Origin of the sequence: Granulicella sp. S156 (assembly GCF_009766105.1) — a bacterium.
GTDB lineage: Bacteria > Acidobacteriota > Terriglobia > Terriglobales > Acidobacteriaceae > Granulicella.
This window is the reverse complement of sequence record NZ_LMUH01000026.1, coordinates 448305-473388: the sequence shown is the minus strand read 5'-3', so window position 1 is coordinate 473388 and position 25084 is coordinate 448305. Positions and strand designations below refer to the sequence as shown.

The following is a 25084-nucleotide window of genomic DNA, read 5'->3' as shown; positions in this document are numbered from 1 at the left end:
TTAGAATAGATATAGGCTGGATGCATTTGGTATTTCGGGGCACAACATTTTTACCCCATAGTCTTTCGGAGGTTCCTTCGTTGAACGATAGTCGATCTGCGCAGATAACGGCTCTTCCCATTACCTCGCTGAACAAAGGTCTTGGACTTCTGGAACACCCGCTCGCACCCGAGGATATCGCATCGCTCGACTGGAACCTGCTGCGTGAAGACGTCAGCCTGCCGTCGGCTGTTCTCTACGAAGGCAGATTGACGCACAACCTCCACTGGATGCAGCATTTCATCGCGGCCTATGGGCTGAAGCTCGCGCCGCATGGAAAGACCACGATGGCTCCCCAGCTGTTCCTTAGGCAACTGGAGGCAGGCGCCTGGGGGATTACGCTCGCCACCGCACACCAGACACAGGTCGCCTACGAACACGGCATACGTCGCATCCTGATGGCCAATCAACTGGTCGGCAAGGAGAACATGGCGATCATCTCGCGGCTGTTGCGGGATCCCGAGTTCGAATACTACTGCCTCGTGGATTCGGCAGCACAGGCCGATCAGCTCGGAGCATTCTTCGCGAAGGCCGGGCAGCGGCTGAAGGTGCTGGTTGAGCTGGGAACCGAGGACGGCCGCAGTGGTGTGCGCGATGAGGGGCAGCTGCAGTCTGTACTCGATGCACTTGCTCGATGGGGCTCTTCCATTGCCCTGTGCGGGATAGAAGTTTATGAAGGAGTTCTGCAGGAGGAAGAGTCTATTCGCGCCTTCCTCCAAAGAGCGGTGGACGTTACTCGAACCCTTATCGCCGAAGGACGCTTCGAGCGTTCGCCTGTGCTGCTCTCCGGTGCCGGCTCGGCGTGGTATGACGTGGTTGCTGAAGTCTTCGCTTCTGCCGGATTCGGCGACACTGTAGAAGTAGTCCTTCGCCCAGGCTGTTATCTCACCCACGATATCGGCGCGTATCGTGAGGCCCAGGAAAAGATCCTGCAACGTAATCCGATCGCTCACCAGATGCACTCGGGTCTCTTGCCAGCGCTTCAAGTCTGGGCTTACGTGCAATCGGTGCCGGAACCGAACAAGGCGATTATTGCCCTGGGCAAGCGCGATGCGGCCTTCGATGCTGGACTGCCTGTACCTGCACTGCACTTCAGACCGAATGATGCAGCCCCGAAGGCGACGCCTGCGCACTGGACGCTCACCAGAATGATGGATCAGCACGCGTACTTGAGTATTGCCGAAGGGGACGACCTTCGAGTCGGCGATATGATCGGCTTCGATATTTCGCATCCTTGCCTGACCTTCGACAAATGGCGTTCGTTACTCGTACTGAATGCTGACTATCAAGTCATCGATGCCATTCAGACATTCTTTTGAGGGGGTTTCTGAATTCCAGGATCAGGTTTGTCGTCGCCAACCTATCGTGCCAAGAAGCACAGAAAGCTTCATTTCCCCATCAGACAATCACTAAGTTGAAACTATCATGTCACCGGCAAATCCCGAACTCCCACCGCGGCCCGAGCGCGATCGAGAATCCGCATCATTTGCCTCGACCGTTCATGCGTCATCACGGGGCTCTCTCGCTCGTCGTTGCGGATGAGCTCGCAAAAATGTGCCGTCTCATAGTTGAAGCCGCCCCCTACTATCGGCTCGTTCAACTCGACCACTCTTCCATCGCGGTAACGGACGGTCGCTGAGACCGGGTTCCACCAGCTCTTGTGGATGGTGGCATACCCTTCAGGTCCCGCAAGCACTGCATCTCCAGGTCCGGATAGATCCATCCCGCTATATAACTGCGCAAAGCCTGCTGCATGCGTCGTCTGTACGCAGGCAAAGGCGTCCACGCCACTACCGCTGATCCGTCCCAACACCTGTACCTCATGTGCCTCTCCCATCCAGTAGACCGCGAGAAACGCCTGGTACACTCCAATCGCCATCAGGCCACCACCACCCAACTCCAGACGCCATGAGGGATGCTCGGGCGGTACCTCTGCAGTCGAATGTCCTGCACGCACAAAACCAATGGGGCCGATCGGATCCTCTTCCAACTGCCGCAGCAGACGTTGATACAACGGGAAAAATGATGGCTTCATCGCCTCCATAAACAGCAAGTCACGCTGACGTGCGATATCAAGCACTCTGTCCAGTTCCCCAGCATTCATCATGACCGGCTTCTCGCACAGGACATGTTTGCCCGCCTGCAGAGCGGCTATCGAGTATTCTGCGTGGCTGTCCGGCAAGGTCGCGATGTAAACAGCATCGATACTGCTGTCCAACAGGCTTTCCACTCTCTGGCAGGCAATAGCCCCGGCCTGCAAAGCTATAGTCTCTGTCGTGCTCGCATTTCTGCCCCACACTGCCGCAAGCGTCGCACCGGGAACATAAGGCAAGCCCTCAGAAAAACGACGAGCGACAGCCCCAGTACCGATCATGCCCCATGCAATAGATCGCTTCATCTCTTCCATCCTGTTAGTTTATGGTGCATCGCTGACTTATAACTCACAAAAACCTCAAACCATTTACCTCTATTTAGGGTCTCGCAAAAGCGGCACGGAAATCTCTTGGCGTCTTATTCTTGAGAGCCTTGAACTGGCGATTGAAGTTGGCCAGATTGTTGTATCCCACCTCGTCCGCGATTACAGAGATCGGCTTTTGTGAGTTGATGAGAAGCGCGCACGCGTTCCCAATTCTCAACTGAACCACGTACTCATTGGTTGTCATAAAGGTATGAAGCTTGAATAAGCGATGTAACGAGCTGCGGCTGAGCGCAGCGATTCGCATGAGTTTCGATACTTCGATTGGCTCACGATAATGCTCGTGCAGGTAGGAGATCACGTGCCCAATACGTTCCTCTGCTGCCGTAGGCAGATTCACCGGCTGATTAGCAACGGAAGTAAGAAAGCTCGTTTGCGAATCGGCCGCAAGAAGCAGCAGAAGATTGAGCAACGAGATGATTCGAGTGCCTGAGGTTTGACCGAGCATGTCACAGATCATCTTCTGTGCCTTAGCCCTTATTGGTTCAGAAAACGTGAGCGCCCGTCCCGAACTCTCTAGAAGCCTCCGTATCGGGTGCAGCTCAACGTGCGGGTCGATCATTCCCCGGACAAAGGCTTCCGTAAACCAGAGGACAAGCGCCTGGTGCATCTGCCCTTCCTTCACCGCTTCCGTAGAACACCACGTATGTGGGATCTTCGGCCCAATGAGTACGAGATCTCCGTCATCGTAGAAGGAGATATTGTCTCCAACAAAGCGCTGTCCCCGGCTATTGAGCGTGAGCGTCAACTCATATTCCGCGTTGTAGTGCCATTCAAACGGAATTCGTTCCAGCCTCCGATCGAACAGCACCCAGGAGGCGTCTCTGGGTGTCGTGATGTATTCGAGGTAGGGTTTCATAAAGAGGGCTATTATGGCTCTTTTGTGGCTCTAAAATCCACCTTGATGGGATTTTAGTATCAGTATTTACCACTCCACGCTAACATTCTTTCTCTCGAAATCGCTAGATTTCTCACATGCGCTTCGGCGTGGAGGTTTTGAGATGACGATGACTACAGAAGCCCTTGGCAAGCCCACAACTGCTCCAGAAGCCAATAGCCTGGCGGCGAATTTCATGAAGACCCCACTGCGGGATATTGAGAAGAGGCTTCCGCTCCGCGTCCTCTCTGAGGAAGATTTTAAGCACTGGCAAACCTACGGTTTTGTTGTCGTCCGCCAGGCAGTTCCGGCAGTGAATGTGGAGCGGCTCGTGAGCTTCTTGTGGGAGTTTCAGGAGATGGATCCGAACAATCAGGACACCTGGGCCGGCGGACAACTCCGCGCGCACGTTATGAAGGAGTTAAATAACAGCGGCATGGTTGAGGTCTACAACCATCAAACGCTTTGGGATAATCGGCAGTGTCAACGGGTCTACGACGCCTTCGTCGATGTCTGGGACGATGAGCATCTCTGGGTCAGCATTGATCGCGCTAACCTCAACACACCCAATCGGGACGGCAGGGCGTTCAGCGGATTTATCCATACCGACATCGACACCACCCTGGAGCCTCTCCCGGTTAACGTGCAGGGCGTGCTGTCACTGGTGAACTCTGATACCGAAACGGGCGGCTTCCAGTGTGTTCCTGAGCTCTTTCGAACGTTCGAGGACTGGAAAAAGAGACAGCCTGCGGAGCGGGATGGCTTCAAACCAGATGTAACGGGATTCGAGGTTTATCCGGTGCCCATGAAAGCCGGAGACCTGCTCATCTTCAATAGCCTGTTGGCCCACGGCATACGACCCAACACCTCTGAGAACAAGGTGCGTATGGCACAATACATCTCCATGTCGCCAGCGACCCCAGACGATGCTGCACTTCGGGAGCGCCGCATTTGCTCTTGGAATGAACGCCGCGCTCCTGAAGGCTACGCATTCCCAGGCGATCCACGCGAATGGGAGCGTACGAAGTATGGTGCTGCCAAACTTACTCCACTGGGCCGGCGTCTTCTTGGTGTCGATCTATGGCCGTGACGTGCACGCGGGAGATGGGACAATAAGAAGCATGGCGAGAACGCTTCTGGCATCCGTGACCGTGTCTGTACGCGGCGTGCTCTTCGATATGGATGGAGTACTCATCAACTCAACGGATGCAGATGAGAGGTGCTGGCTGCGCTGGGCACGTTTTCATGGCATGGATGGAACCTTCTCCATTCAGTCCACACACGGTAGGCGCGCTGTCGATACCCTTCGTGCACTGCGACCCGATCTGGATCCGATGATTGAACTCAGGCGCCTGGAGGACTTCGACGCCGAAGATCAAAGCGGGGCTGTCATTTTACCGGGTGCTAAGCCACTCATTGCATCTCTTCCAGAAAACGTATGGACCATTGTTACCTCTGCTCCGGAATCCTTGATGAGGAACAGGCTTATGTCCGCAGGGATTTCGATGCCACAAAGCTTCATCTCTGCGGACGATGTAACTAACGGAAAACCACATCCAGAACCGTATGAGATGGGAGCCAGAGTTCTGGGGTTCAAGCCATCAGAATGCCTGGTCATTGAAGATGCTCCAGCTGGGATCAAGGCAGGCAAAGCCGCGGGGTGCAGAGTCCTCGCGGTTTTGTCGTCACATAGTGCAGTTGAGCTCACAGATGCAGATTGGATCGTTCCATCTCTCGAGCACGTCACGGCCGCTCCATCCGACGACGGCACGATTAGGATTCGCCTGGATGTATAGCGTGGTTTCTATATTCGAGTCATAGTAGAAGAGGCCAAGCCCTAGTCGACGATATGAAAATGAAACCAAGGATAGGTATGCGCACCGAAGAGAACAACACCGATTTCCATCTTGTACGGCTTCCATCTTTTCATCTCGAGAAGCTGATACTCGGTGCCCTGCTACTTCTCAGCGTACGTCCCGGCTTTGCAGCCGAGCCAGAGCTAGCAGAGCCAACTAGTCACAGCGCGCTTACTCTCTGGTACACGGCGCCCGCACACAACGCCATGAACGAGGCGCTCCCCGTCGGCAATGCTCATCTTGGAGCGCTCATCTTCGGCGACCCGAGCGATGAGAAGTTGGTATTGAACGAGGACAGCCTATGGACAGGTGGCAACAACCCTTCTGGGGATGACGCGACTATGGGCGACTACCAGGTGCTTGCGACGTTGCACCTGAAGCTCGACGGACACCAAAACGTAACCAGCTACTCTCGTGATCTGGACATAGGCCACGCCCTGTCGCACATTCGCTATACGGTTGGCGACGTAACCTATACCCGCGAAATCTTTGCCAGCCATGCTGCAGGGGTTATAGCCATTCAACTCACGGCTAGTCGTCCCGGCAGCTATACGGGAATACTCTCTCTTGAGGATGCCCATCAAGCCGCAACGCTCAGCACCGCAAACACGCTTCAGGCATCCGGCCAATTGGTCAACAAACTCAAATATGAGTCGAGGGTACAAGTACTCCACCATGGCGGCGATATCCACGCCTCCGACGGCACGATCAGTTTCAAGAATTGCTCCAGCATTACGATATTGATCGATGCCGGAACCGATTACGCAGAAGACTTCTCGAAGGGATATCGAGGTCCGGATCCGCACCAGCACATTCTGAATCAACTCCGCGCGGCCTCCACCAAAAGCTATGAGGCTCTCAAAGCAGAGCACATCGCCGATTACGAGAGATTGTTTGGTCGCGTTTCGCTCGATCTGGGACAATCACGCCCGATACAGCGCGCGCTTCCTACGGATCTCCGCAAACGTGAGGCCGCGCTCCATGCGGACCCTGAACTCGAAGCTCTGCTCTTTCAGTATGGACGCTACCTTCTCATCTCGAGCTCGCGGCCTGGGGGCCTGCCCGCCAACCTGCAGGGCCTCTGGAACGACTCGAATACACCGGCCTGGCATAGCGACTACCACTCCAACATCAACGTCGAGATGAACTATTGGCCGGCAGAAGTTGCCAATCTTGCTGAGTGCGCGGTCCCTTTCTTCAATCTCGTCGAAAGCCAGATACCAGCCTGGAAGATTGCCACACAGGACGCCTCTGACCTCGCTACGCCCTCGGGCATGAAGAGTCCGAGAGGGTTTGCCATTCGCACCTCGCACAACATCATGGGGGGCATGGGCTGGAAGTGGGACCGCACAGCGAATGCCTGGTACGGACAGCTATTCTGGGAACACTATGCCTTTGGCCAGGACAAACAGTATCTGCAAGATGTGGCTTACCCCATCCTCAAGGAGACAGCAGAGTTCTGGGAAGATCACCTCAAAAAGCTTCCGAACGGACAGCTTGTTGTTCCTAATAGCTGGTCTCCTGAGCACGGACCCGAACAGGACGGAGTCAGCTACTCGCAGGAGATCGTTTGGGATCTGTTCACCAACTATATAGACGCAGCCGACGGACTTCAGCTGGATGCGGACTATCGGGCGCACATCGCGGGTCTTCGCGACAAGCTCGCGCTTCCCGGCATCGGCAGCTGGGGACAGATGCTCGAATGGCGAACGGAATTGCACGATCCAATCCTCGACACGCCCAACGATCACCACCGTCATACCTCGCAGTTGTTCGGGCTCTATCCTGGCCGCGAGTTTGGCCCGGAAACAACCCCGGAGCTAGCGGCAGCCGCGCGGACCTCACTGATCGCTCGTGGAGACACAGGCGACGTGCGTGAGTGGTCCTTTGCCTGGCGAACAGCGCTCTGGGCACGACTCAAAGATGGCGAATCGGCACATCATCAGATTCAGCAATTGCTTCAGGACCGGAACACTACCCCGAATCTCTTTGGCGATCATCCACCGGTACAACTCGACGGCAACTTTGGAGTCACTGCAGGAATTGCCGAGATGCTCCTACAAAGCCAGACGGGCACCATCGAGCTGCTGCCTGCACTCCCTCAATCCTGGGCCACGGGCAGCATCAGCGGATTGAGAGCGAGAGGAGATTACACCGTCGACATGAACTGGCGTAACGGACAGCTATCCTCTGCCCTGATCAAGGGGAAGAAAGATGAGAGGGTAAGAGTGAAATACGGCCAGAAAACAATCGAAGCTGTCATCCCTCCAAGTGGGCACTTGTTTCTGGGGGCAGACCTCCAACCGAAGTTGAATCAGTGAAATCGAAACGTGCTTAGCGGAAACGAAGCGGGCGTCACTTTTCTGACTCCCGCTTCTGCCTTTCCACCTATTAGTGGGCCTCGACGCCTGGGCGCGGAGCCAGGGTTGTCCAGCGCGACGCTTCCTTAGCATTAGGATCCGGCGCGGCATTCCAGAGGTCGGCGCTGATTCCGTTCAGGTCGTAGACGATCTTTCCGTCCTTGATCGTCAACTCACACAGCAGCTTTTGCTTTCCGTGCAAACGGGAGTTGACCATATCGGTAAAGCCAAAGTTCCCGTTTTCCAGACGTAGTACGGCGATATCGGCGATAGAGCCCACTGACAAATTACCCAGTTCCTCATGCTTAATCTCGTGTGCGGGATGAGATGTCATCTCCGCAACAACCTGGTTCAATGGAACGCCAACAGCCAGAATCTTGTCGGCGACATTGAGCTCGTCCTTCATCGCCCCATTCATACTAGTAATGTGAAGGTCGGTAGAGATTGAGTCGGGAATAAATCCATCCTTGATCATCGGTATCGCGAGCGACCACTTGAAACTTCCTCCGCCCTGTCCGACATCGAAGTAAATTCCCCGCTTGCGCCCTTCAATGAGTGCCGCGCTGGGACCCAACGTGGTCGGGTCCTGCTCGTGACGTAGCCCCGAATACATGTGGGTATAGATATCGCCGGGACGAAGCTTCTTCGTCATCAAGTCATAAATCGGGCGAGTGGGTTGGTCTCTACCAAAGTCCACCATTACCGGGATATTCGCCAAAGTACCTGCAATGACCGCCTGCTCTACCGGCGTCCATTCAAGCCCCTCGAAGTGTGCTGTCTTGATGCCCACAATTGTTTGGGGATATTTGAGTGCCATTGCGGCAGTGGCTTCGCCATCCATATCTGCGGTGTTCTGTTCATACAGGGGACCACGCATGCCGGAACCAACAATATTCAGCATTGCGAAGACACGCGTCTTCGATCTGTCGATGATCCTCTGCTTGAAATCCTCAAAGTTGCGCCACCCAGAACAACCCGCATCGACAACCGTTGTAACGCCTACGCGAAACGTAAAGCCGTCAGGGGGCACGCTATTGTCACCCGCATAGGAGCCACGCTCACCAGTTCCCGCATAGACGTGGACGTGGATATCGATAAGCCCCGGAGTTACATAGAGGCCATGCAAATCAATCGATTTTAGGGCGTCTGTGCGCGGAATATGGGGGGCGACGCGCGCGATCTTTCCATCCTTGATGGCGACGTCCATCACCTCATCAATATGATTCTTATCATCGATAATGTGCCCCCCTTTTAGTAACAAGTCATAGGAAGGCAACGGGCTGGCAACTGCATGTAACCCCGTGAAGGCTAAAGCTGCAAAGCAGACAAGCATGCAGCGAGAGGCGATACTTCTACGCGATACGTGAATCATAGGTCCCTCAAAGGTTGGGCTGACAACGCGATTGATTCAGCAAAGTTCGACTAACTAGGTTCGTGTTGCCTTCCACGTAGCGCTTCCAAACTCACCAAGTTGCACAACGCCGCCCATATGGCTTCCAGTGACATCCCCCTGGAAATTCCATGCAACCGAATTTCCGCTAACGGCCATATCGCTGACGAGTTCGATCTTGTCAGCATGGATAGAGCCCTTCAGGGAGGCTTTGTAGAGCTCGCCGTTTTGTGTGCCGCTGAGTTCATTGCCACTCTGCTTCAACGTGAGGCGCTGTTCGCCTACACCGCGTGCGTATTGAATGACAACGGCCCACGTGCCCTGTACTTCCGCAGGGGAGCCTGTAGGGATTACCGGATTGTCATAGTGGCCTGGTTTCGTGAGAGCTGTGAAGATAGCGTCGGCAACGATACGATCCTCACCCGGCCCCATCATGTACGGCATGATCGTGACAGAACTAGCCATGTGATCCGGTCTCGTTCCTGAGCCGCCATCCAGCAGAATGCGCGGCGTTCCAGCATCTAGCCTGGCAAGCAGTTCGGTGCCGGTAATATGCAATTGATTCGCATCCCAGTGAATGCGAAGACGCGGTGCCCGATTGGAAAGATCCTCAGGCTGCAGGTATTCGGTAGTAACCGAGGGTAGGCCCTTTACCTGGCTTTCAATATGCTGCAGCCAGGCAAGCCACTCGCGCTGTTCGGCAGCGTGGTCGCGCTTGTACCATTGCCGCACAGCGGCCAGCAGTCCCATAATCTCTTCTTTGCTGCACTTGAAGGCTCGCCCATAGTTATGGTGAGGCGCCGCCTGAAAGTATGCCGCACGGCACAAACTCTTATCGCCGATGAGCATTCCCGACGACTGCGGCCCACGCAAACATTTTCCGCCGGAATATCCAACCAACGTGGCCCCGTGTTGGATATGGATATTGGGGACCAATGGTTCTTCGGCTGCCGCATCGACAAAGACGGGGATACCAGCCTCTTTTGCAATGCGGCATATGTTCGGTATGCCGAGCGGGCCACTCTCCGCTGCCGGAGCCGAAAGGATGTAAATCATCGCAGTGCGGCTGGAGAGCTTCTTGCGCAGCTCTTCCTCGGACTCCACTTCAACGATCTCTGCGCCGGTCATACGAATCCCAAAGTCATAGGGATTGCGTGAGTGCTTTGGAACAATCACCTGATCCTTTGCCTTGATATACGGAAGAGCCTGCGACTTCTCAACATTGGTCCCAGCAATGCAGGCAATCGTTGCAAGCGCGATTGCGGCCTCACATCCCGTCGTGGCAATTCCCCACTCTGCGCCTGTAAGCTGGCCAAACTCCTTGCCTACGGCGTCCATCAGCTCGTCGAGATGGACGAAGTAGTGGGAGGCCTCGAACATAGCCTGCTTCACCTGTGGCAGCGAACGCGAACCACTGATGATGGTGAAGGTTCCATGCGCATTGATAATGGGCCGAACACCTATGCGGGTAAAGAGGTTGTCGGTGTCCGAACCTTGGCGCGCCGGTAGCGGGTGCTGGGTGAGAGACGAGGACTGCGGACCGGCAAGTGCAACAGCACTAGCGGCCAGCGGTGAGATCGCGGTAGCAGCTCCGATGGCAGAGATCATGCCGGACTGCTTGAGAACTTCCCGCCGCGACCAGCGCGTTTTGCGAAAGAGGGACATAGTCTCGTCTTTTCCTTTTCTTAGGGTGAGTACCCGTTACCGAAATGCGCCACTAGATACGTCAGGCTAGATATAGGCGATCAGGTCAATCTCAACGAGTGAGTTACCCGGAATGCCGCCAGCGGGTGCAATGGTGGTGCGTACTGGCGGCACCTTGCCCCAGCGACCGGCATAGACGGTGTTCATCTTCGCCCAGTCATTGATGTCGTTCAGATAGACGTTGACCTTCAGCACCTTCTCCATCGAGGAGCCCGCGCCAATAAGATTCTGCTCGAGCTCGTCGAGGACGTGCTTGGTGTGTTCTTCGATCGTCCCTTTGAAATGCGCGCCCACACCAGCGAGAAAAAGTAGGTTGCCATAGGAGACAGCACTGGAGAAAAGTGGTGGCGCTGCCGCAGTATTATCAGCATTTGTCTTGATCGGATAGGACTTCTTCTCCAGCTTGCCTGAAGTCTGGGCCTCTGCGGAGTTGAAGAGCACGGCTCCGCCAGTAACTGCGACGGCTGCCGTGGCTGCATTCTTAAGAAGGTTTCTTCTGGACTGTTTTTGCATAAATAAACTCCTTTTGTGGTTTGCGTGTGATGTGAGCAAAGGTCGCTGTCTATGCTCAAGAATGAGGATTCATAAGTACAGAGCGCAGCTGGCGACCGACGACCTCCGCATCCCCAGGCTGCATCATCCATGTGCCAACGACGATGGTGTTCTCGTTGGAGTGAGGGCCAAGGCGGCCAGTCGATCCAGTGGCCGGGTTGAGTTCGATCTGAGGACGCTGGCTGCGGAGGCGTTCCTGCACCTCTTTTGGAGTGATGCCGACGACCTTGGGATCGTAGGCAAGAATGAGATGTGGGACGTGGTTCGCGATCTCAGGCATGAAAATATCGATCTTCATAGTGGGAACGTCTTTGACCATACGGATGATGGTGTTGGTGCGGCGCATATACTCGGCTTGATTGGTCTCGTCGCTCTGTTCCAGGAGCCAGTCAACAGCTGCGACCATGCCGACGATCTGTTCCTTGGCGACCTTCATGCCACGGCCTACGGCATCCGAGTTAGGACTGTCATTGAGCGCAGCAAGGTCAGTAAGATGTTTTTTGCCGAGGAGAAGTCCTGCGTTTTGCGGCCCACGGATTCCTTTACCACCAGAGAAGCTGACTAGGTCGTACCCCATGCCGGTGTACTTCCAGAGATTTTCGATGGGAGGCATATCGGCAGCAGCATCCATGTGGCAGGGCACATTGTGTTGGTGGGCGACTGCAAGCCACGTCTGACGATCGATCTCACCACTCTCAGCCGCATTGAAAAAGTTGGTCATGATCGTCTTCGGAGTGAAGGCTTGCCGGTAATCGTCGAGAGTGACGACCTCGACGATGCGCACGCCACAGAGAAGCATGGCGTGGTCGTACTCATAACGATGGGCCTTCTGCACGATGACCTCGTTTTTCATCGCACCTACCGCCTCCGGAATCTGATTGGGAGCGATACCGTTTGCAGAGACAATGCAAGCGGCGGTGCCAAGAGTAAGCGCAGCCGAAGCTCCAGACGTAACTAGCGCACCTTCACAACGGAGCCGTTTCGCGATGTACTCGCCAGAGGCACGCTGGAGATCCTTAAGAACAACCGGGTGGAGCGCAGCCTGAGTGACAGCCCGCAGCACCTGCGGAGGCATAGTCGCGGCCGTGAGATAGGTGTATGTTCCAGCGGCATTGATGATCTTCTCAACGCCAAGCTTCGCGTAATAGTCGTCGGTAGAACTAACGGAATACGCAGCAGCGACAGGTTCGGAGGTGGATGCAAATAACGGCTTTGAGCCAAGCGCTGCGAGGGCGGCCTGAGACCAGCTGAGAAAACGACGGCGTGTAAAGAGTCCCTGAGACCCGATGGAAGACATCTGTAAATCCCTCTGACTACGCTTTCCTCTATACGCAACACAACGAATGATGAATTCGAATGCGTTACATGCTCTGTGAACAAGTAACTAGATTCTGCCGAACTGCTTCACCGCCTCCGTGATGGAATGGAACTTCTCTATAAACGGATACATCGAGTGTTCGCTGTTATCGAGTTGTTCTGCTCGGACCAGGACCTCGGCTGCGTGCTCGCGGGGAACAACCACGACACCGTCTTGATCGGCAACGATGATGTCATTTGCATTGACTTTGACCCCATCGCAGTCAACAGGAATGTTGACGCCGCCAAAGCGATAGTGACCAACCGACGTCGATGGCACGGCGCCAGTGGCATAAACGGGAAAGCCGATGCGCTTGAGCTGTGGCAGATCACGGACGCCGCCGTCGATGACGGCTCCAGAAAACCCCCGTGAGAACATCGCGGTTCCCATAAGGCCTCCCATACCTGCGATATCAGCGCCATCCTCAACCTGCATGACATACACCGAGCCGGAACCACCCGAGTCGATCGCCTTGAGCATGCCCGAGAGCGCATCGGGATCGTGGTTTTCCTGCTTCACCAGCTTCACGGTGAGAGCTGTTCCGGCGAACTTTGTCGGGAAGATGGATTGCATCCGGTGGGACATATAGTGCTTTTCGTGGAGGAGCTGCTCGATGGCGTCGGAGACAGATGCGGCTTCGACATGGCGATACGCTTCGAGCATGGCGGCGGGATCAGCGGTATAGTCCGCGACAGTCTTTGGAGAGTCAGCGTGGACGATGTGCGTGACGCTGATAAGCGAGGCGCAGACGATGGACATGGCTGCGATGATGCGAGTTCGGCGTGACGACAAAATCGATTTCAATGTCGATGACCTCATGACGATTGAGACATACTGTTGGAAGAGAGCGAAGAACTATGCTGCGACAGATTGACAACAAGCATATTTGAAGAAGTGGCCGCCGGTATATTTTCCGGCGGCACTGGGGAAGGACAGCAAAACATGAGCTAGAAGATGATCTTTCCAGCAAGTTGAAGCACACGAGCGCCAGTGAGTTCGCCGGGAATAGTCTGCACACTGGTGATCGATCCGAAGTTATTCGTCGGAGTGGCATTCAAGGCGGTCCCCGTCAGAGAGGCTCCACTCAGGGTTACATTTGGGTTAGCGGCGCTGGGATGGTTGAATACGTTGGCAGCCTCCGCGCGGAACTGAAACTTCGCTGTCTTCCAGACAGAAAAGTTTTTGAAGATCGAGAGGTTGTCGTAAGAGAAACCCGGTCCGTGCAAAGTATTTCTCGACGTATTGCCGAAGGCATAGTTGTACGAAGTAACCGTTGACCCGCTCACTGTCTCCGGGGCGACCGGAAGCGCATAAGCACTGATGTCGACGCAGGAGTTTGCGGCATTGGTTCCGCTCTTTCCGGCGATAAGATTCTTCAAGCTACAGTTCGATGAGGGCTTATGCACCCAACTCGGACGCTCCGTACCCTGGGACAGACCGGCACTGGCACTGCCAAGTGCAACATTGAACGGCATTCCGGACTGCAGATTGACGATGTCATTGATCTGCCATCCTCCAATCGCCTCCCGCAGCAGGAGATTCGACCCACTGAAGGAAGGCAGCTCATAGGTGAGAACTCCAACAAAGCGGTTCCGGATATCCCAATTAGAGTTTCCATAGTCCGAGGCCACGTTATATGGCTGTGTAACAACGCCGCCACCGTTGGAATCGCTCGAAATATCCAGGTCGTGCGACCATGTGTAGCTGGCCTGGCCGGAAAGCCCACGGAACATGCGTTGACGAAGGACCAGGTTGAGCCCGTCGTAATGAGCCCAGGCAAAGTTCCGCAGATCGCGGATGGAACCAAAGAGTTGATTGGGACGAACCAGGCAGGTTGCCTGACCGCAACTGCCCTGGGCCGAGCTGAGGTTAACCTTCGTTGGTTGCGAAAATACGGAACCTGGTACCACCTCGGTCGGCTCGTTGTCGTACCAACTGGTGTCCAGATCCAGGGAGTGCGAACCAATATACTGCGCCTCGGCCGCGGCCCCTTTCCATAACTCCTGACCTATAGACAGATTCCACTGATAGCTGCGCTGTGTCTTGTTGGCAGGGTCATAGGTAACCGCACTCCCATAAGTACACTTTGGGGTACAAGTGCCGGTCACCGGCGATGCGGTTGCCTGACCTGGCATCGGGTTAGTAAACGAGAGCGGATTCGCTGTTGTGCCTGCAGCATCGCTATAGGTAAAGTTGGCACCAAATGGATAGTTATTACTCGTCAAGAGCGTAAAGCTGTTCAGCTGGTTGGCGTTGTAGTAGAAGCCTACGCCACCACGAACTACCGTCCGGGGAAGAGCACGGTATGCAAAGCCAAAGCGTGGTCCCCAATTGTCATGGGTTGCACTACCGAGCTTCAATCCTGGAACGGGCGTCCAGGTAGCAGCCGAAGTTGCCGACGAAACAGGAAGCAACGCGGTCTGCGCGGCATTCATGGTGCGACTATAGCCGTTCAGACTATAGGGAACGGTCGGCAGATCATAGCGCAGACCGTAGTTCAATGTGAGCCTCGACGTAGCCTGCCAGTTGTCGAGGACAAAGAAGCCATCCCGCCACTCAGCCACCGAACCTTTAATGCTGGTAGACGGTGTAACATCGCTGGCAGGAAGACCAAGTGCGAAGTCGGCACGAGCGTCCCCGGTGATCGTGCCGTCGAAGACGAATTCCCCAAGCGCTTCATTGGTTGCTATACGTCCAGTATCCAACTTCCGGAACTCAACGCCAGCCATGATGTTGTGCTTTCCACGGGTATAGCTGATCTGGTCATAAGCATCGATGGAACGATCGTCCTGAAACCAGTTGGTGCCGTTGTTCCCGATATTCATGCCTGTAGCACTGCTGACCTGAACATTAGGGATACCTGGCATGTTGTCGGTGGTGTCGTAGTTGAAGCCGGGAATACCCAGGGCCGTTCCAGCATTCTTGAGTCCATTGACATACCAATAGTTCAGAGAGTCGGTGGTAAATTCATTCAATCCAATATGGAAGTCGTTCACCAGGGTGGGCGTGAGGATATGTGTATATCCGAAGGCATAGTTGCGGCTGTTCGCCGGCCCGTAACCGCCCGCTACTGGGACCTGATTCCCGTTGGCATAGGTGAGATCCTGCCAGTGGAAGCGGAAGAAGAGCTTGACCTTCTCCCCTATATTTTCGTCCACACGCTCCAGGGTCTGGGCGATAAAAAGGGTGTTTGGAAAATACACATTGAAGAGATTGCTACTGGTGCCGGAGACATTCGGTAGAGGCACATACGCCTCGTACTTTTGGGCAATCAGCGCCGCTCCGGTGCTCAGTTCGCTCACTGGAATCTGATTGCTCTTCCCTGCATTAGCACCGGTGGTGGGAATCGCATAGTAGTTCCCCGTTGCTGGATCCTTAAGACAGGTTCCAGTGCAGGTATTATTGCTTGGGTTATACGTGCCAAGAGCCGAAAAATCACCGCTTTCCATGGCCGCGGTCATCACGGTCGACGTACCCGGCGACAATGCCTTCTGATTCAACTTTTCATAGGAACCGAAGAAAAAGGTCTTATTGCGACCGTTATAAAGCTTTGGAATCATGACTGGGCCGCCCAGCGTAAATCCCCACTGGTTATAGTTCAAAGGCGCTTTTTTTGTGGTTGCCGTATCGAAGAAGTTATGCGCATCAAGAGCTGTGTTCTTGATGTAGTCGTAGACCACGCCATGGTAGTTGTTCGTACCACCCTTGCTCACCATGTTGACGTGCACACCAAGATACGAGCCATACTGCGCCGGGTAGTTACCACTCTGCATCTGGACTTCAGCGATCATGTCAGTCCCCGGACGCGCCGGCGTTTCATTCCCGAGATTATTCATGATCGAGACACCGTCGAGGGTGAGCTCGTTTTGAGTCTCGCGCTGTCCTGCGCCGATGAAGTCTACGCCTGGAGGATTTCCCGAGTAGGATGTCTTTGAACCGATGATGACATTAGACGCTAACGCTGCAACCTCCAGCGCATTATGGCCTTGCACTGGAAGATCTTCCACCTGTTTGGTCTCGAAGGTCTCTCCCAGGTTCGCATCGTCCGTAGACATCGGCGGAGTGCTGGCCGTGACCGTGATGGATGTATCCGTAGAACCGACTGACAAGGAAAAGTCGGTGCGTACTGCCTGATCGACTGGAACCACGACGCCGGTCTTGATCAGTTTGATGAAGCCTGATTGCTCTACCGTTATGTCATAGGTACCTGGTTGGATAAAGGTAATCGCATAGTAACCTTCGCCATTGGTCGCCGTTGTAGATTTGACTTTAGTGGCTTCCTCGATGGCCGTTACTTTGCTACCGCTGATCACACTTCCAGTTGGATCGATGACGGTGCCGACGAGTGAGGTGTTATTGGCGACCTGCGACCGCAGCAATATTGGGCTCAGCAGGAGTACGAGACAACACACAAGCGTTTTCTTCAAGGTAGGTCTCCTAATAAATCGTGGCAAGCCAAGTCAGTGAGCAGGCCGTGAGTTCGCAGCATTTCTGGAGCCCAAAGGAGAAATGTCTTGATGACTGCGAACGAACCGCTCTTTATTTCTTGAGTGTCACGATTTGATTACGAGACAGAAAAACTGTCATCGGCCTGATGCCGTGGTAGTTTCTAGGGCAAATGACCTAGACATCTCCGGGGATGGAGGGTACGTTGTCGGGCTTGGAACGCGATGGAACAGGTCTAGTCGAGATGGACCAAACCGCGCTGCAGCGCATAGATCGTGGCCTGGGTACGATCGCGGGCACCCATCTTTTCCAGTACAGAGCTCACATGAATACGAACCGTCTTCTCCGCAATGCAAAGCTGTACAGCGATTTCGCGATTGCTACGGCCTTGAGTAATACAAGCCAGAACCTCGGACTCACGCGGGGTCAGTTCTACCGAGGGCATCCGCTCCGCGAGACGATCGAGAGCCACATGCGGAAGATAACGCAAGCCGCGATCGACGCTCTCAATTGCATTGAGAAGTTCTTCACCGCTAGCGTCCTTGGTGAGATAGCCCATGGCTCCGCTACGTACGGCACGGTAGATATCTTCGCTTCCCTGGTAATTGGAGAGGATTACGATTCGGGCGGGTGGCGATTCCTTGCGAAGTTGAACGATCACCTCAAAACCACTCAGCCGCGGCAGACGAAGATCGAGGACTACAACATCCGGCTTATGTTCGCGATACATGGAGATCCCACTCTCTCCATCCGCAGCCTCTCCGACAATACAGATCTGTGAGTGTCCGGACAACACCGAGTGCAGCGCCATCCGCGCTAGAAAATGGTCTTCTATCAGCAATACTCGAATCTGTTTCAAAGTCCGTTCACCTTAATGGCCGGTTGTCGCGCGTGAGCATTCATAGACATCGAACTAAAGGCTACTCTCACCATGACCTCAGTACCTTCTCCCGCATGACTTTGGATCTTCAGAATGCCGCCAAGCTTACGCGCGCGTTCTTCCATGACAGCCATACCAAAGTGTCCGTGACGCGGCCCGGTGGACTTGGAGTCCTGAATACCGCATCCATTATCGCGAATAGAGAGGTTTAGCGCATCGCCTTCATACTTCAAATGGATCATAATCCGTGATGCTGCCGCATGGCGCACCGCATTGAAATAAGCCTCTTGACCTATGCACAGCAGATGATGAACACAGGCCGGTGTCAGGGGCGGTTCATCCCCTTCGACCTCTAGAGAGGTTTCGATCATGTTTTGCGTATCGTTCGTAACCAGCGTACGACGCAGCGCCAGAGACAGCGCATTGGTCACGTCTTCCATATCACGCAAATCCCAGATGATGCGACGGGCCTCTGCCTGGCAGTGAGACACCATGCTGCGCGCCAATTCAAAGGACTGTGCCGCGGCACTGTGTTCAGGCATGCTGTCCTCCAGCTTTTTAGAGGTCGCCTCTAATTGCCAGGAGATAGCGGCGAAGCCGGCCATCAGGGTATCGTGGCACTCGCGCGCAATGCGATTGCGCTCTTCCAGCACAATACCGATACGCCCTTTAATAGTTTGGACTCGACGATGAAACAAGAACACGACAGCTCCCGCAATCACGAGAGAAAGCACCAGATAGGTGTACCAGCTTTGGTAAAAGTAGGGAGACTGTCGGATCTCCTGCGAAGCGATTGCAGAGGTCCACTCCTCACCATTAAAGCGAGCCTGCACCTCAAAACGATAGTTCCCCGGCGGTAGGCGACGATACCGTGCACTATGCCCACGGGTATTGGTCCAATCACGATCGTAGCCCGTGAGCCGGTATCGATACGCCACAGCATCCGGGTTCGCCAGATACCTCGCATTAAATAAGATCAGCAAATCAGGTTGACCAGCTTCTAGCTCGATCCTTCCACGTGGCACTGCGACATCGGCAGTGCTGATGTCGTTGGAGAGAGACCAACCTGTAATCTTCACCACCGGATTCGTTTTACCTAACTTCTCCGCATTTTCAGTGGTGTGAACGAATCCCTTAGCGGTTGCGAACCATAGTGTTCCATCGGCAGTGCGTGTCGAAGCGGGCGAAGAGGGTCCACTGCACTCACTGGACCGCATTCCATCTGCCTTGCCGAGAATCACAGTTGAAATACTCGACTGTCCTCTGTCCACGGCAGCATGCATTTCAGCAACAGAAACTCGTACGATCCCACGCGAAGTACCCAGCCAAAGGTGCCCATCCTTATCTTCAACTGCTGTATTCACCAGGTACTCTTGCAACCCGGAGTTGGCCGGTATCTGCGATACACCCCATGGGAATATGGCTATCAATCGACCGGTCTTCGTAGAAGCCCATGCATAGCCCTTGCTGTCTAGAAAAAGCGACAGTACATGTTCGGCGGGAAATCCTGGAACTGGCGTACTTTGGTTGTTACGAATCCGATATAGACCACTCGTGGAACCGGCCAGGATAGAGCCGTCCTTATCCTCCATCAAGCATGTAACGAGTTGAGAGTTCAGTAGTTCTATTCGTTGCTTCGGATCTGGTTCGCCAGCGGCAAAGTAAAAAAGACCGGTGTAGGTACCGACCCATAGCCCCCCATGTTTGTCCGGCAAGATCACACTTACCGCGTTTCCAGGAGATTCCGTACCGAGCAGGTAATGGCGGAAGGTATGGCCGTCATAGCGATAAACACCATCGAACCATGTGCCGATCCACATATGCCCTTTCAGGTCCTCAGCAAGGGCACGAATAGGAGTTGCGAGTGGCATACCCGGCAGGTTGAGTGGCTGTAACTGCCCATGGTGGCGCCGAAATAATCCCTTACCCCACGTTCCCAACCAAAGGTCGCCACGACTGTCAGCCAGAACATTCGCCGCATACGTCGCGTGTAGTCCCTCCGGTTCACCGAAAGGAGCCAAAGGTCCTTCACGCCATCGACTAAGTCCCCCGTCCAACATACCGATCCATAGGTTTTGTTCATCATCGAAAAACATGGATCGGATGGACTCATCCGCCAGCCCCTCTTGCGTTCCCCAGTGTGAAAGTTCTCCGGAGCTAAGCCTCCATAGACCACGATGCCGTGTCCCGATCCAGAGGTTCCCTTTCGCGTCACCGAGAAGAACGGTGACAGGGCTATCAACGTTCGCGCGGAGGGCTTGTGTAAAAGTTGGTGGCTTATGATTCCCTTGAGATCCCGCAGGCACAGACATTAACTGAAAAACGTGCTTCATCGTGCCAACCCACAGTCGCTGCTGCGGGTCTCGATAGACCGCTACAGGGAGATCGGTATGATCTGTCTGCAATGGGTATCGCACCGCAACCCCATCCTGCCAGTGATACAACCCCGTAGAAGTTACAAAAAACATCCCATCGGAACCATCTTCCGCAAAAGATGTTGTGATATCTCCCGAGATCATTCCAGTGCCGGTTATCGCTTCCAACCGGTCTTTCGCGAAGCGTTCCACCCCATTCTGCGTTGCGATCCACAACACACCTGCTGAGTCGGTATAGAACATTCGGATGCGTTCGTTATAACGTCCCGCCTGTTCACTGATATTTACCAGCCCTTGTGCTGTCTGATGCAGCACACCACGGCCATCAGTTCCAATCCACAGATCATTGGCTCTACCGTAGAGCACCGCATTCACTGCTTCGTTTTGTATCTGGCCTTTTTCGATAGGAAGACTTCGAAAACGTTGGCCATCGAAAGTTGCCAAACCAGATCCTGTGGCAAGCAACAGGGACCCGTCAGGTCGTTGTGCAATCATGCGGACGTTATTTTCGGGTAGACCGTCCTCTACCTGCCAGTCCTGCTTCTGATACTCCGACAAACGCAATTGAGTACTGCCAGGCGGAGGCGGCTCCCTATTGGTAGAGGCACCGATACTGCAGGCGGACGTAGCGAAGAGCACGACCGCGCACAAGCGAACGAGGCACCGTATCGAGACAGTTCCACGACATCGAGCTGGAGGGATACGCATGTTCAACCCTATAAGTAGATACAAGGCCACCACAGTTGCTTCCAGAATGCAAGGAGCGCCGCATTCCTGAAAATCAGGCTTCCAGCGCACGCTCCGGATGCACGTTGAACCAGCAAGCCGCGCCTACCAGCGCCAGTACGGCTGCGACGGCAAACGACATCGTCCATCCAAAGCGTTGCGCGATCCACGGCGTCAACGATGCGGTTAAGGCCCCGCCGATCTGGCCACCGATATTAACCATGCTGGAGTAAACGCCTGCGCTGGCTCCGGCAATATCCACGGCAACGGACCAAAAGGAGCTTTGCGCCAGATAGAGCGCGCCTGCTCCTCCCGCCAGGATGACACCCGCCAACCCCGGACTTTCTACCTGTGATCCCGCGAGCAGAAACCCTGCTGTCAGCAGCAGAGAAAAGGATGCCAAACCACAACGTCCCACCGTCACCCCATAGGCTCTGCTGAGCCGATCGCTCAATACTCCGCCGAGAAGACAGCAAACCGTCATGGCAAGAAACGGCAGCATGGAGTATCTCGCACTCGATTTGAGATCGAAGCCTCGCACCTGGGTCATGTACAGGAAGAACCAACTGAAGTAGATCCACGCGATGTATCCGAAGCAGAAGTAACCGGCCATTAGCGCGACAAGATCACCGCGCCGAAACATCGCTCGCCATTGGATCGAGCGCGGAGCCGCCTCGACATTCGGCTCTGCAGCGGTTTTACTCGGCAGTCCTCCACGAATCTCGTTTAGCTCTTCCGCAGAAACGGCAGGATGTTCTTCTGGCGTATCCCGTGCAGCCCACCACCAGACAGAACCCGCGACCAATCCGGCGACGCAGCTGAACCAGAACGCTGCCCGCCATCCATGCCGGGCGATCAGCCAGGTCAACAATGGCGGCGTCAACCCGCTGCCTGCGCCTACACCCGCGAAGATCAGTCCGTTCGTAAAACCTCGCTCCTTCTCGGGAACCCATCGCGCGACAAATTGGCTGGCTGCCGGATAGATCACGGATTCGCCGGCCCCGAGTGCGAAGCGGATCCCTATGAGGAGTACAACAGCGTGCGGAATCTTCGACGGCAGTAAGGCCGTTAGTGCAGTCGCGACGCCCCACCATAGAACCCCGAGCGAAAGCACCAGGCGCGGGCCATAGCGAGTCGCAAGCCAACCCGAGGGAAGTTGAAAGCCTGCATACCCCAACAGAAATGAGCTCAGCACCCAACCAAGCCGCTGGTTCCCCAGTCCGTACTCATGGGATACCTGTAAACCGGCAATTGAAATATTCGTGCGGTCGAGAAAAGCGATTCCACTCAAAACAAAGAGCCAGAAGGCCAGCAAATATCTGACCCTGATCCGTCGCTCTAACAACATGGCTGTTGCTCCTCGCACCCGCCCGCTCATCGACGGTGAGACATATACAGTGAAGCGGTCTTGATCGATAGTTCATTGAAATACGAGGACAACGAACCAGGGTAGGACTAATGGCCTAGTACACACAATAAACTTCACAGCAGTAGTGGATGCTCTGATTCGCTCCACATGTCATTGAAGGTCCCTCAATAGGACGAGGGAGCGAATGCCGCACGCTCCTTGTCCGTCAACGAAAGAGAGAGTACCTGACCTCTGGCTCCCGATTCAAAGGAAGTCTCCAAAATAGACATCACCGCACTAGCCTGCGACGGAGGAACTGGATTCGGGTGTCTACCCCATAACGCGTCACGAATGCCGAGGTAATAATCGGCCTGGTTCACTGCAGGCGCAGGCATCTTCGTCTGCTTTGCGGTCGCGCCCTCGTAGAAGATACCCGGATCCGGATCAACGCCAAAGCCATCGGAGCCCGGAAGCATGCCGGCGACTAACTGTTTTTCCTGAACATCGCCACCGAACTTCACCCAGCTTCCGAGTGTGCCATGGAGGACAGAACGTGGAACACCTCCAGAAGCAAGCAGCATGACATGGAGAACAACGCGCAGAGACTTATAGTTCAGCTGTACGTGCGCCCAGTCGTCTGTCTGGCCGCCTTTGCGTTGAATCGCAAAACTGGCGTTGACGGTCTGCGGAAGGCCAAATAACTGCAGGGCTTGATCGATCAGATGCGGGCCAAGGTCGAACCAGAGCCCAGCACCGGGACCTGTTTGCTCGCGCCATCGCTGCCGAACCTGTGGACGAAAACGATCGATGTGGGTTTCAAAATGGCTGATCTCCCCGAGCACACCGGATTCCACCATGGCCTTTGCAGCCAGAACCTCGCTATCCCAGCGCCGGTTATGAAATACCGAAAGCAGTCTACCCTGCTCCTCTGCCAGTTCCACAAGAGTACGAGCATCCTCAAGCTTCACGGTAAAAGGCTTGTCAACAACAACGTGCTTTCCGCTACGCAAGGCCGCAGCCGCCAGCGGAAAGTGACTCTCATTCGGACTTGCGATGACCAGGAGATCTATCTCCGGGTGATTCGCAACTTCTTCCATATCAGAACAAACCGATACACCGGGTAGATCAGCCTGCACGATGTCCGGTTTGCTCGATCCTACAACGGTCAGCTTCAAACCCGGAACCGACCGCACTAACGGCGCATGAAACGTCTTGCCAGCGTAGCCATAGCCGATCAACCCGACACGAACATCTTTTCCAGTCTCGATCACGAAAGCCCATCTCTATAGAACAAAGCGAAGATATCTCCTCAAGCCTACTGAACGGAGAAGCTAGATTATAGTCTGCAACTTTGATCTCACGAGACACGCGAGTTGCACGGCTTATGCCAACGCCACTACAGATTGGTGCCGCACTAGCGCAGATTACATCGTCACGGTCCACGGTGCTACTTCTTACAACGCGCAGTGAACAGAGGCTCCTCTGTCACAACCCTTTGCGGATCGAACGCAATGCTGGTGCCGGGCACTCGTGTGTACACGCTAGTTGCTGCTGAGTCGCCCTGCCCCGTCGCAAACTCTACCCGATCCGGGGTTGGCTTACGCAAATCGGCGATCATTTCGGGAAGTTCCTTGAGGTCCGTTGACGAGATTTCGCGCCTCTCCCCAAATGTGGAATCGCCGATTCCCTGGCCGTTCTCTCCACTGAGCGTAAGTTGACCATTCACGAGATGGCCGGTCATAACCGTTGGGGAGTGAGCCGCTGCCTTGTTATAGACGACATGGTAATCGTTGTATGGCGCAGCGGATAGATCGAAGCTATAGAGGAGGGATGTAGCAGGGTCAGAAGGGGCCTGCCCTCGTGGATCGGCACGCTGATCGGGAAAAGCAACCAGAAGAAGGGCTGGCAGATCTCTTACCGGGCGCGTAATGGAGTATTCAGGCTCATAACAGTTACTGTCCTCGTTGAAGGCCGGGTGCATTCGCAAATGCCCGTCTTTAGCCGGTGTGAGGCCGACCTTGATTGAGCTTTCCTGGAACTCTTCGAACTCGATACGCACCTGCGACGCACTGCCAGGAGCAGTGCGTCCGTAGAGCAAAAAGGAAGAGGAGTCGCCCTTCCACTCGCGGAGCTCTATCCCTCCATCCGGAAGCACCTTCCAAGTGCCCTGGAGGGCGCCGCCGAAGAAAATGACCGCGTAATTACCGTCGGCCATGATCAAGAGATGCGTGCCTGACATTGCGTCTCCGCCTTGATTTTTTGCGGAGTAAGCGCCGACGTACTGGGACGTAGCCGCAAACGCCAGCGAGCACGAAAGGCTACACAGCACGGCGATGTATTTGAAGATCTTCAACATTTGTAAAATCATACGCGCAGAGAATGCAGACGAAAGCTCACCGTACTCGTCGATAGACACCGTTGAAGGTGACACCCATGCCGCCGCATCCAGAGTCTGTTCCTCTGTCGATTCGTCACACACGATCTGATCCCGTTCAACTCGTCGCGCCGGCTGGCACCTTGCCCCCCCCCAACCCTGAGACCTTCGGTTCAGACTCGAACTCTGGAAGAGTCTCTTGTGTGGTCGCTTTTATAATCTCGCGACCATTGCCAGCCAAGAAACTATTTGCGGCGGCCGGCCACGCGGCCCAATAACTGCCATAACAAAAAAATGGGAGCGGCCCTATCAGAGGCCGCTCCC

General features: G+C 54.8%; 17 protein-coding genes. 4 read left to right on the top strand and 13 right to left on the bottom strand.

Annotated features, from left to right (window positions below; genetic code table 11):
- The first annotated feature begins 80 nt into the window (after positions 1-80).
- Entirely contained in the window at positions 81-1358 is a 1278-nt protein-coding gene (locus tag GSQ91_RS23430; protein ID WP_254064848.1) for an amino acid deaminase, read from the top strand.
- A gap of 104 nt (positions 1359-1462) precedes the next feature.
- Here GSQ91_RS23430 and GSQ91_RS23425 read toward each other — a convergent pair whose 3' ends face one another.
- Both GSQ91_RS23425 and GSQ91_RS23420 read right to left on the bottom strand, forming a co-directional pair.
- The gene (locus GSQ91_RS23425; RefSeq protein WP_158824165.1) at positions 1463-2437 is read right to left on the bottom strand and encodes a Gfo/Idh/MocA family protein; all 975 of its coding nucleotides are present in this window, start codon (positions 2435-2437) and stop codon (positions 1463-1465) included.
- A 73-nt stretch (positions 2438-2510) separates the two neighbouring features.
- The gene (locus tag GSQ91_RS23420; RefSeq protein WP_158824164.1) at positions 2511-3374 is read right to left on the bottom strand and encodes an AraC family transcriptional regulator; all 864 of its coding nucleotides are present in this window, start codon (positions 3372-3374) and stop codon (positions 2511-2513) included.
- A gap of 142 nt (positions 3375-3516) precedes the next feature.
- Between GSQ91_RS23420 and GSQ91_RS23415 the strand changes: the two genes are divergently transcribed.
- The 3 genes from GSQ91_RS23415 to GSQ91_RS23405 all read left to right on the top strand — a co-directional run bounded on the left by GSQ91_RS23415 (position 3517) and on the right by GSQ91_RS23405 (position 7569).
- A complete protein-coding gene (locus GSQ91_RS23415) occupies positions 3517-4482 on the top strand; it encodes a phytanoyl-CoA dioxygenase family protein (protein WP_216845394.1) in 966 nt (321 codons plus the stop codon).
- Between the two features lie 31 nt (positions 4483-4513).
- Entirely contained in the window at positions 4514-5188 is a 675-nt protein-coding gene (locus tag GSQ91_RS23410) for an HAD family hydrolase (protein WP_158824163.1), read from the top strand.
- 77 nt (positions 5189-5265) lie between these two features.
- Positions 5266-7569: a glycoside hydrolase N-terminal domain-containing protein gene (locus GSQ91_RS23405; protein WP_158824162.1), complete on the top strand. Its 2304-nt coding sequence runs from the start codon at positions 5266-5268 to the stop codon at positions 7567-7569.
- Positions 7570-7639: 70 nt separating this feature from the next.
- Here the strand turns inward: GSQ91_RS23405 and GSQ91_RS23400 are convergent, their stop codons facing one another.
- From GSQ91_RS23400 to GSQ91_RS23350, 11 genes are all read right to left on the bottom strand, one after another.
- Entirely contained in the window at positions 7640-8941 is a 1302-nt protein-coding gene (locus tag GSQ91_RS23400) for an amidohydrolase/deacetylase family metallohydrolase (RefSeq protein ID WP_254064880.1), read from the bottom strand.
- Positions 8942-9034: 93 nt separating this feature from the next.
- Entirely contained in the window at positions 9035-10663 is a 1629-nt protein-coding gene (locus tag GSQ91_RS23395) for a PLP-dependent transferase (protein ID WP_158824160.1), read from the bottom strand.
- A 66-nt stretch (positions 10664-10729) separates the two neighbouring features.
- Positions 10730-11215, bottom strand: a complete 486-nt coding sequence (locus tag GSQ91_RS23390) for a RidA family protein (RefSeq protein WP_158824159.1) — start codon at positions 11213-11215, stop codon at positions 10730-10732.
- A gap of 55 nt (positions 11216-11270) precedes the next feature.
- On the bottom strand, positions 11271-12551 hold the full coding sequence (locus GSQ91_RS23385) for a selenocysteine synthase (RefSeq protein ID WP_158824158.1): 1281 nt from the start codon (positions 12549-12551) through the stop codon (positions 11271-11273).
- A gap of 87 nt (positions 12552-12638) precedes the next feature.
- Entirely contained in the window at positions 12639-13415 is a 777-nt protein-coding gene (locus tag GSQ91_RS23380) for an RraA family protein (protein ID WP_254064847.1), read from the bottom strand.
- 143 nt (positions 13416-13558) lie between these two features.
- Entirely contained in the window at positions 13559-17038 is a 3480-nt protein-coding gene (locus GSQ91_RS23375; RefSeq protein WP_158824157.1) for a TonB-dependent receptor, read from the bottom strand.
- A 254-nt stretch (positions 17039-17292) separates the two neighbouring features.
- Entirely contained in the window at positions 17293-17916 is a 624-nt protein-coding gene (locus GSQ91_RS23370) for a response regulator transcription factor (RefSeq protein WP_158824156.1), read from the bottom strand.
- The gene (locus GSQ91_RS23365; protein ID WP_254064846.1) at positions 17913-20756 is read right to left on the bottom strand and encodes a sensor histidine kinase; all 2844 of its coding nucleotides are present in this window, start codon (positions 20754-20756) and stop codon (positions 17913-17915) included. Before GSQ91_RS23365 ends, GSQ91_RS23370 begins: the two co-directional genes overlap by 4 nt.
- 337 nt (positions 20757-21093) lie before the next feature.
- Positions 21094-22386 (bottom strand): MFS transporter, encoded by a 1293-nt coding sequence (locus tag GSQ91_RS23360; RefSeq protein WP_158824154.1) that lies wholly within the window; start codon positions 22384-22386, stop codon positions 21094-21096.
- 185 nt (positions 22387-22571) lie between these two features.
- Positions 22572-23657, bottom strand: coding sequence for an oxidoreductase (locus GSQ91_RS23355; RefSeq protein ID WP_158824153.1), 1086 nt, complete (start codon positions 23655-23657; stop codon positions 22572-22574).
- A 176-nt stretch (positions 23658-23833) separates the two neighbouring features.
- Entirely contained in the window at positions 23834-24865 is a 1032-nt protein-coding gene (locus GSQ91_RS23350; protein ID WP_158824152.1) for a hypothetical protein, read from the bottom strand.
- Positions 24866-25084: the final 219 nt, after the last annotated feature.

Bases quoted from the DNA above. Each gene is read 5' to 3' on its own strand.
- GSQ91_RS23425 (WP_158824165.1), bottom strand. From the start codon at position 2,437: ATGAAGCGATCTATTGCATGGGGCATGATCGGTACTGGGGCTGTCGCT.
- GSQ91_RS23420 (WP_158824164.1), bottom strand. From the start codon at position 3,374: ATGAAACCCTACCTCGAATACATCACGACACCCAGAGACGCCTCCTGG.
- GSQ91_RS23415 (WP_216845394.1), top strand. From the start codon at position 3,517: ATGACGATGACTACAGAAGCCCTTGGCAAGCCCACAACTGCTCCAGAA.
- GSQ91_RS23410 (WP_158824163.1), top strand. From the start codon at position 4,514: ATGGCGAGAACGCTTCTGGCATCCGTGACCGTGTCTGTACGCGGCGTG.
- GSQ91_RS23405 (WP_158824162.1), top strand. From the start codon at position 5,266: ATGCGCACCGAAGAGAACAACACCGATTTCCATCTTGTACGGCTTCCA.
- GSQ91_RS23400 (WP_254064880.1), bottom strand. From the start codon at position 8,941: ATGCTTGTCTGCTTTGCAGCTTTAGCCTTCACGGGGTTACATGCAGTT.
- GSQ91_RS23395 (WP_158824160.1), bottom strand. From the start codon at position 10,663: ATGTCCCTCTTTCGCAAAACGCGCTGGTCGCGGCGGGAAGTTCTCAAG.
- GSQ91_RS23390 (WP_158824159.1), bottom strand. From the start codon at position 11,215: ATGCAAAAACAGTCCAGAAGAAACCTTCTTAAGAATGCAGCCACGGCA.
- GSQ91_RS23385 (WP_158824158.1), bottom strand. From the start codon at position 12,551: ATGTCTTCCATCGGGTCTCAGGGACTCTTTACACGCCGTCGTTTTCTC.
- GSQ91_RS23360 (WP_158824154.1), bottom strand. From the start codon at position 22,386: ATGTTGTTAGAGCGACGGATCAGGGTCAGATATTTGCTGGCCTTCTGG.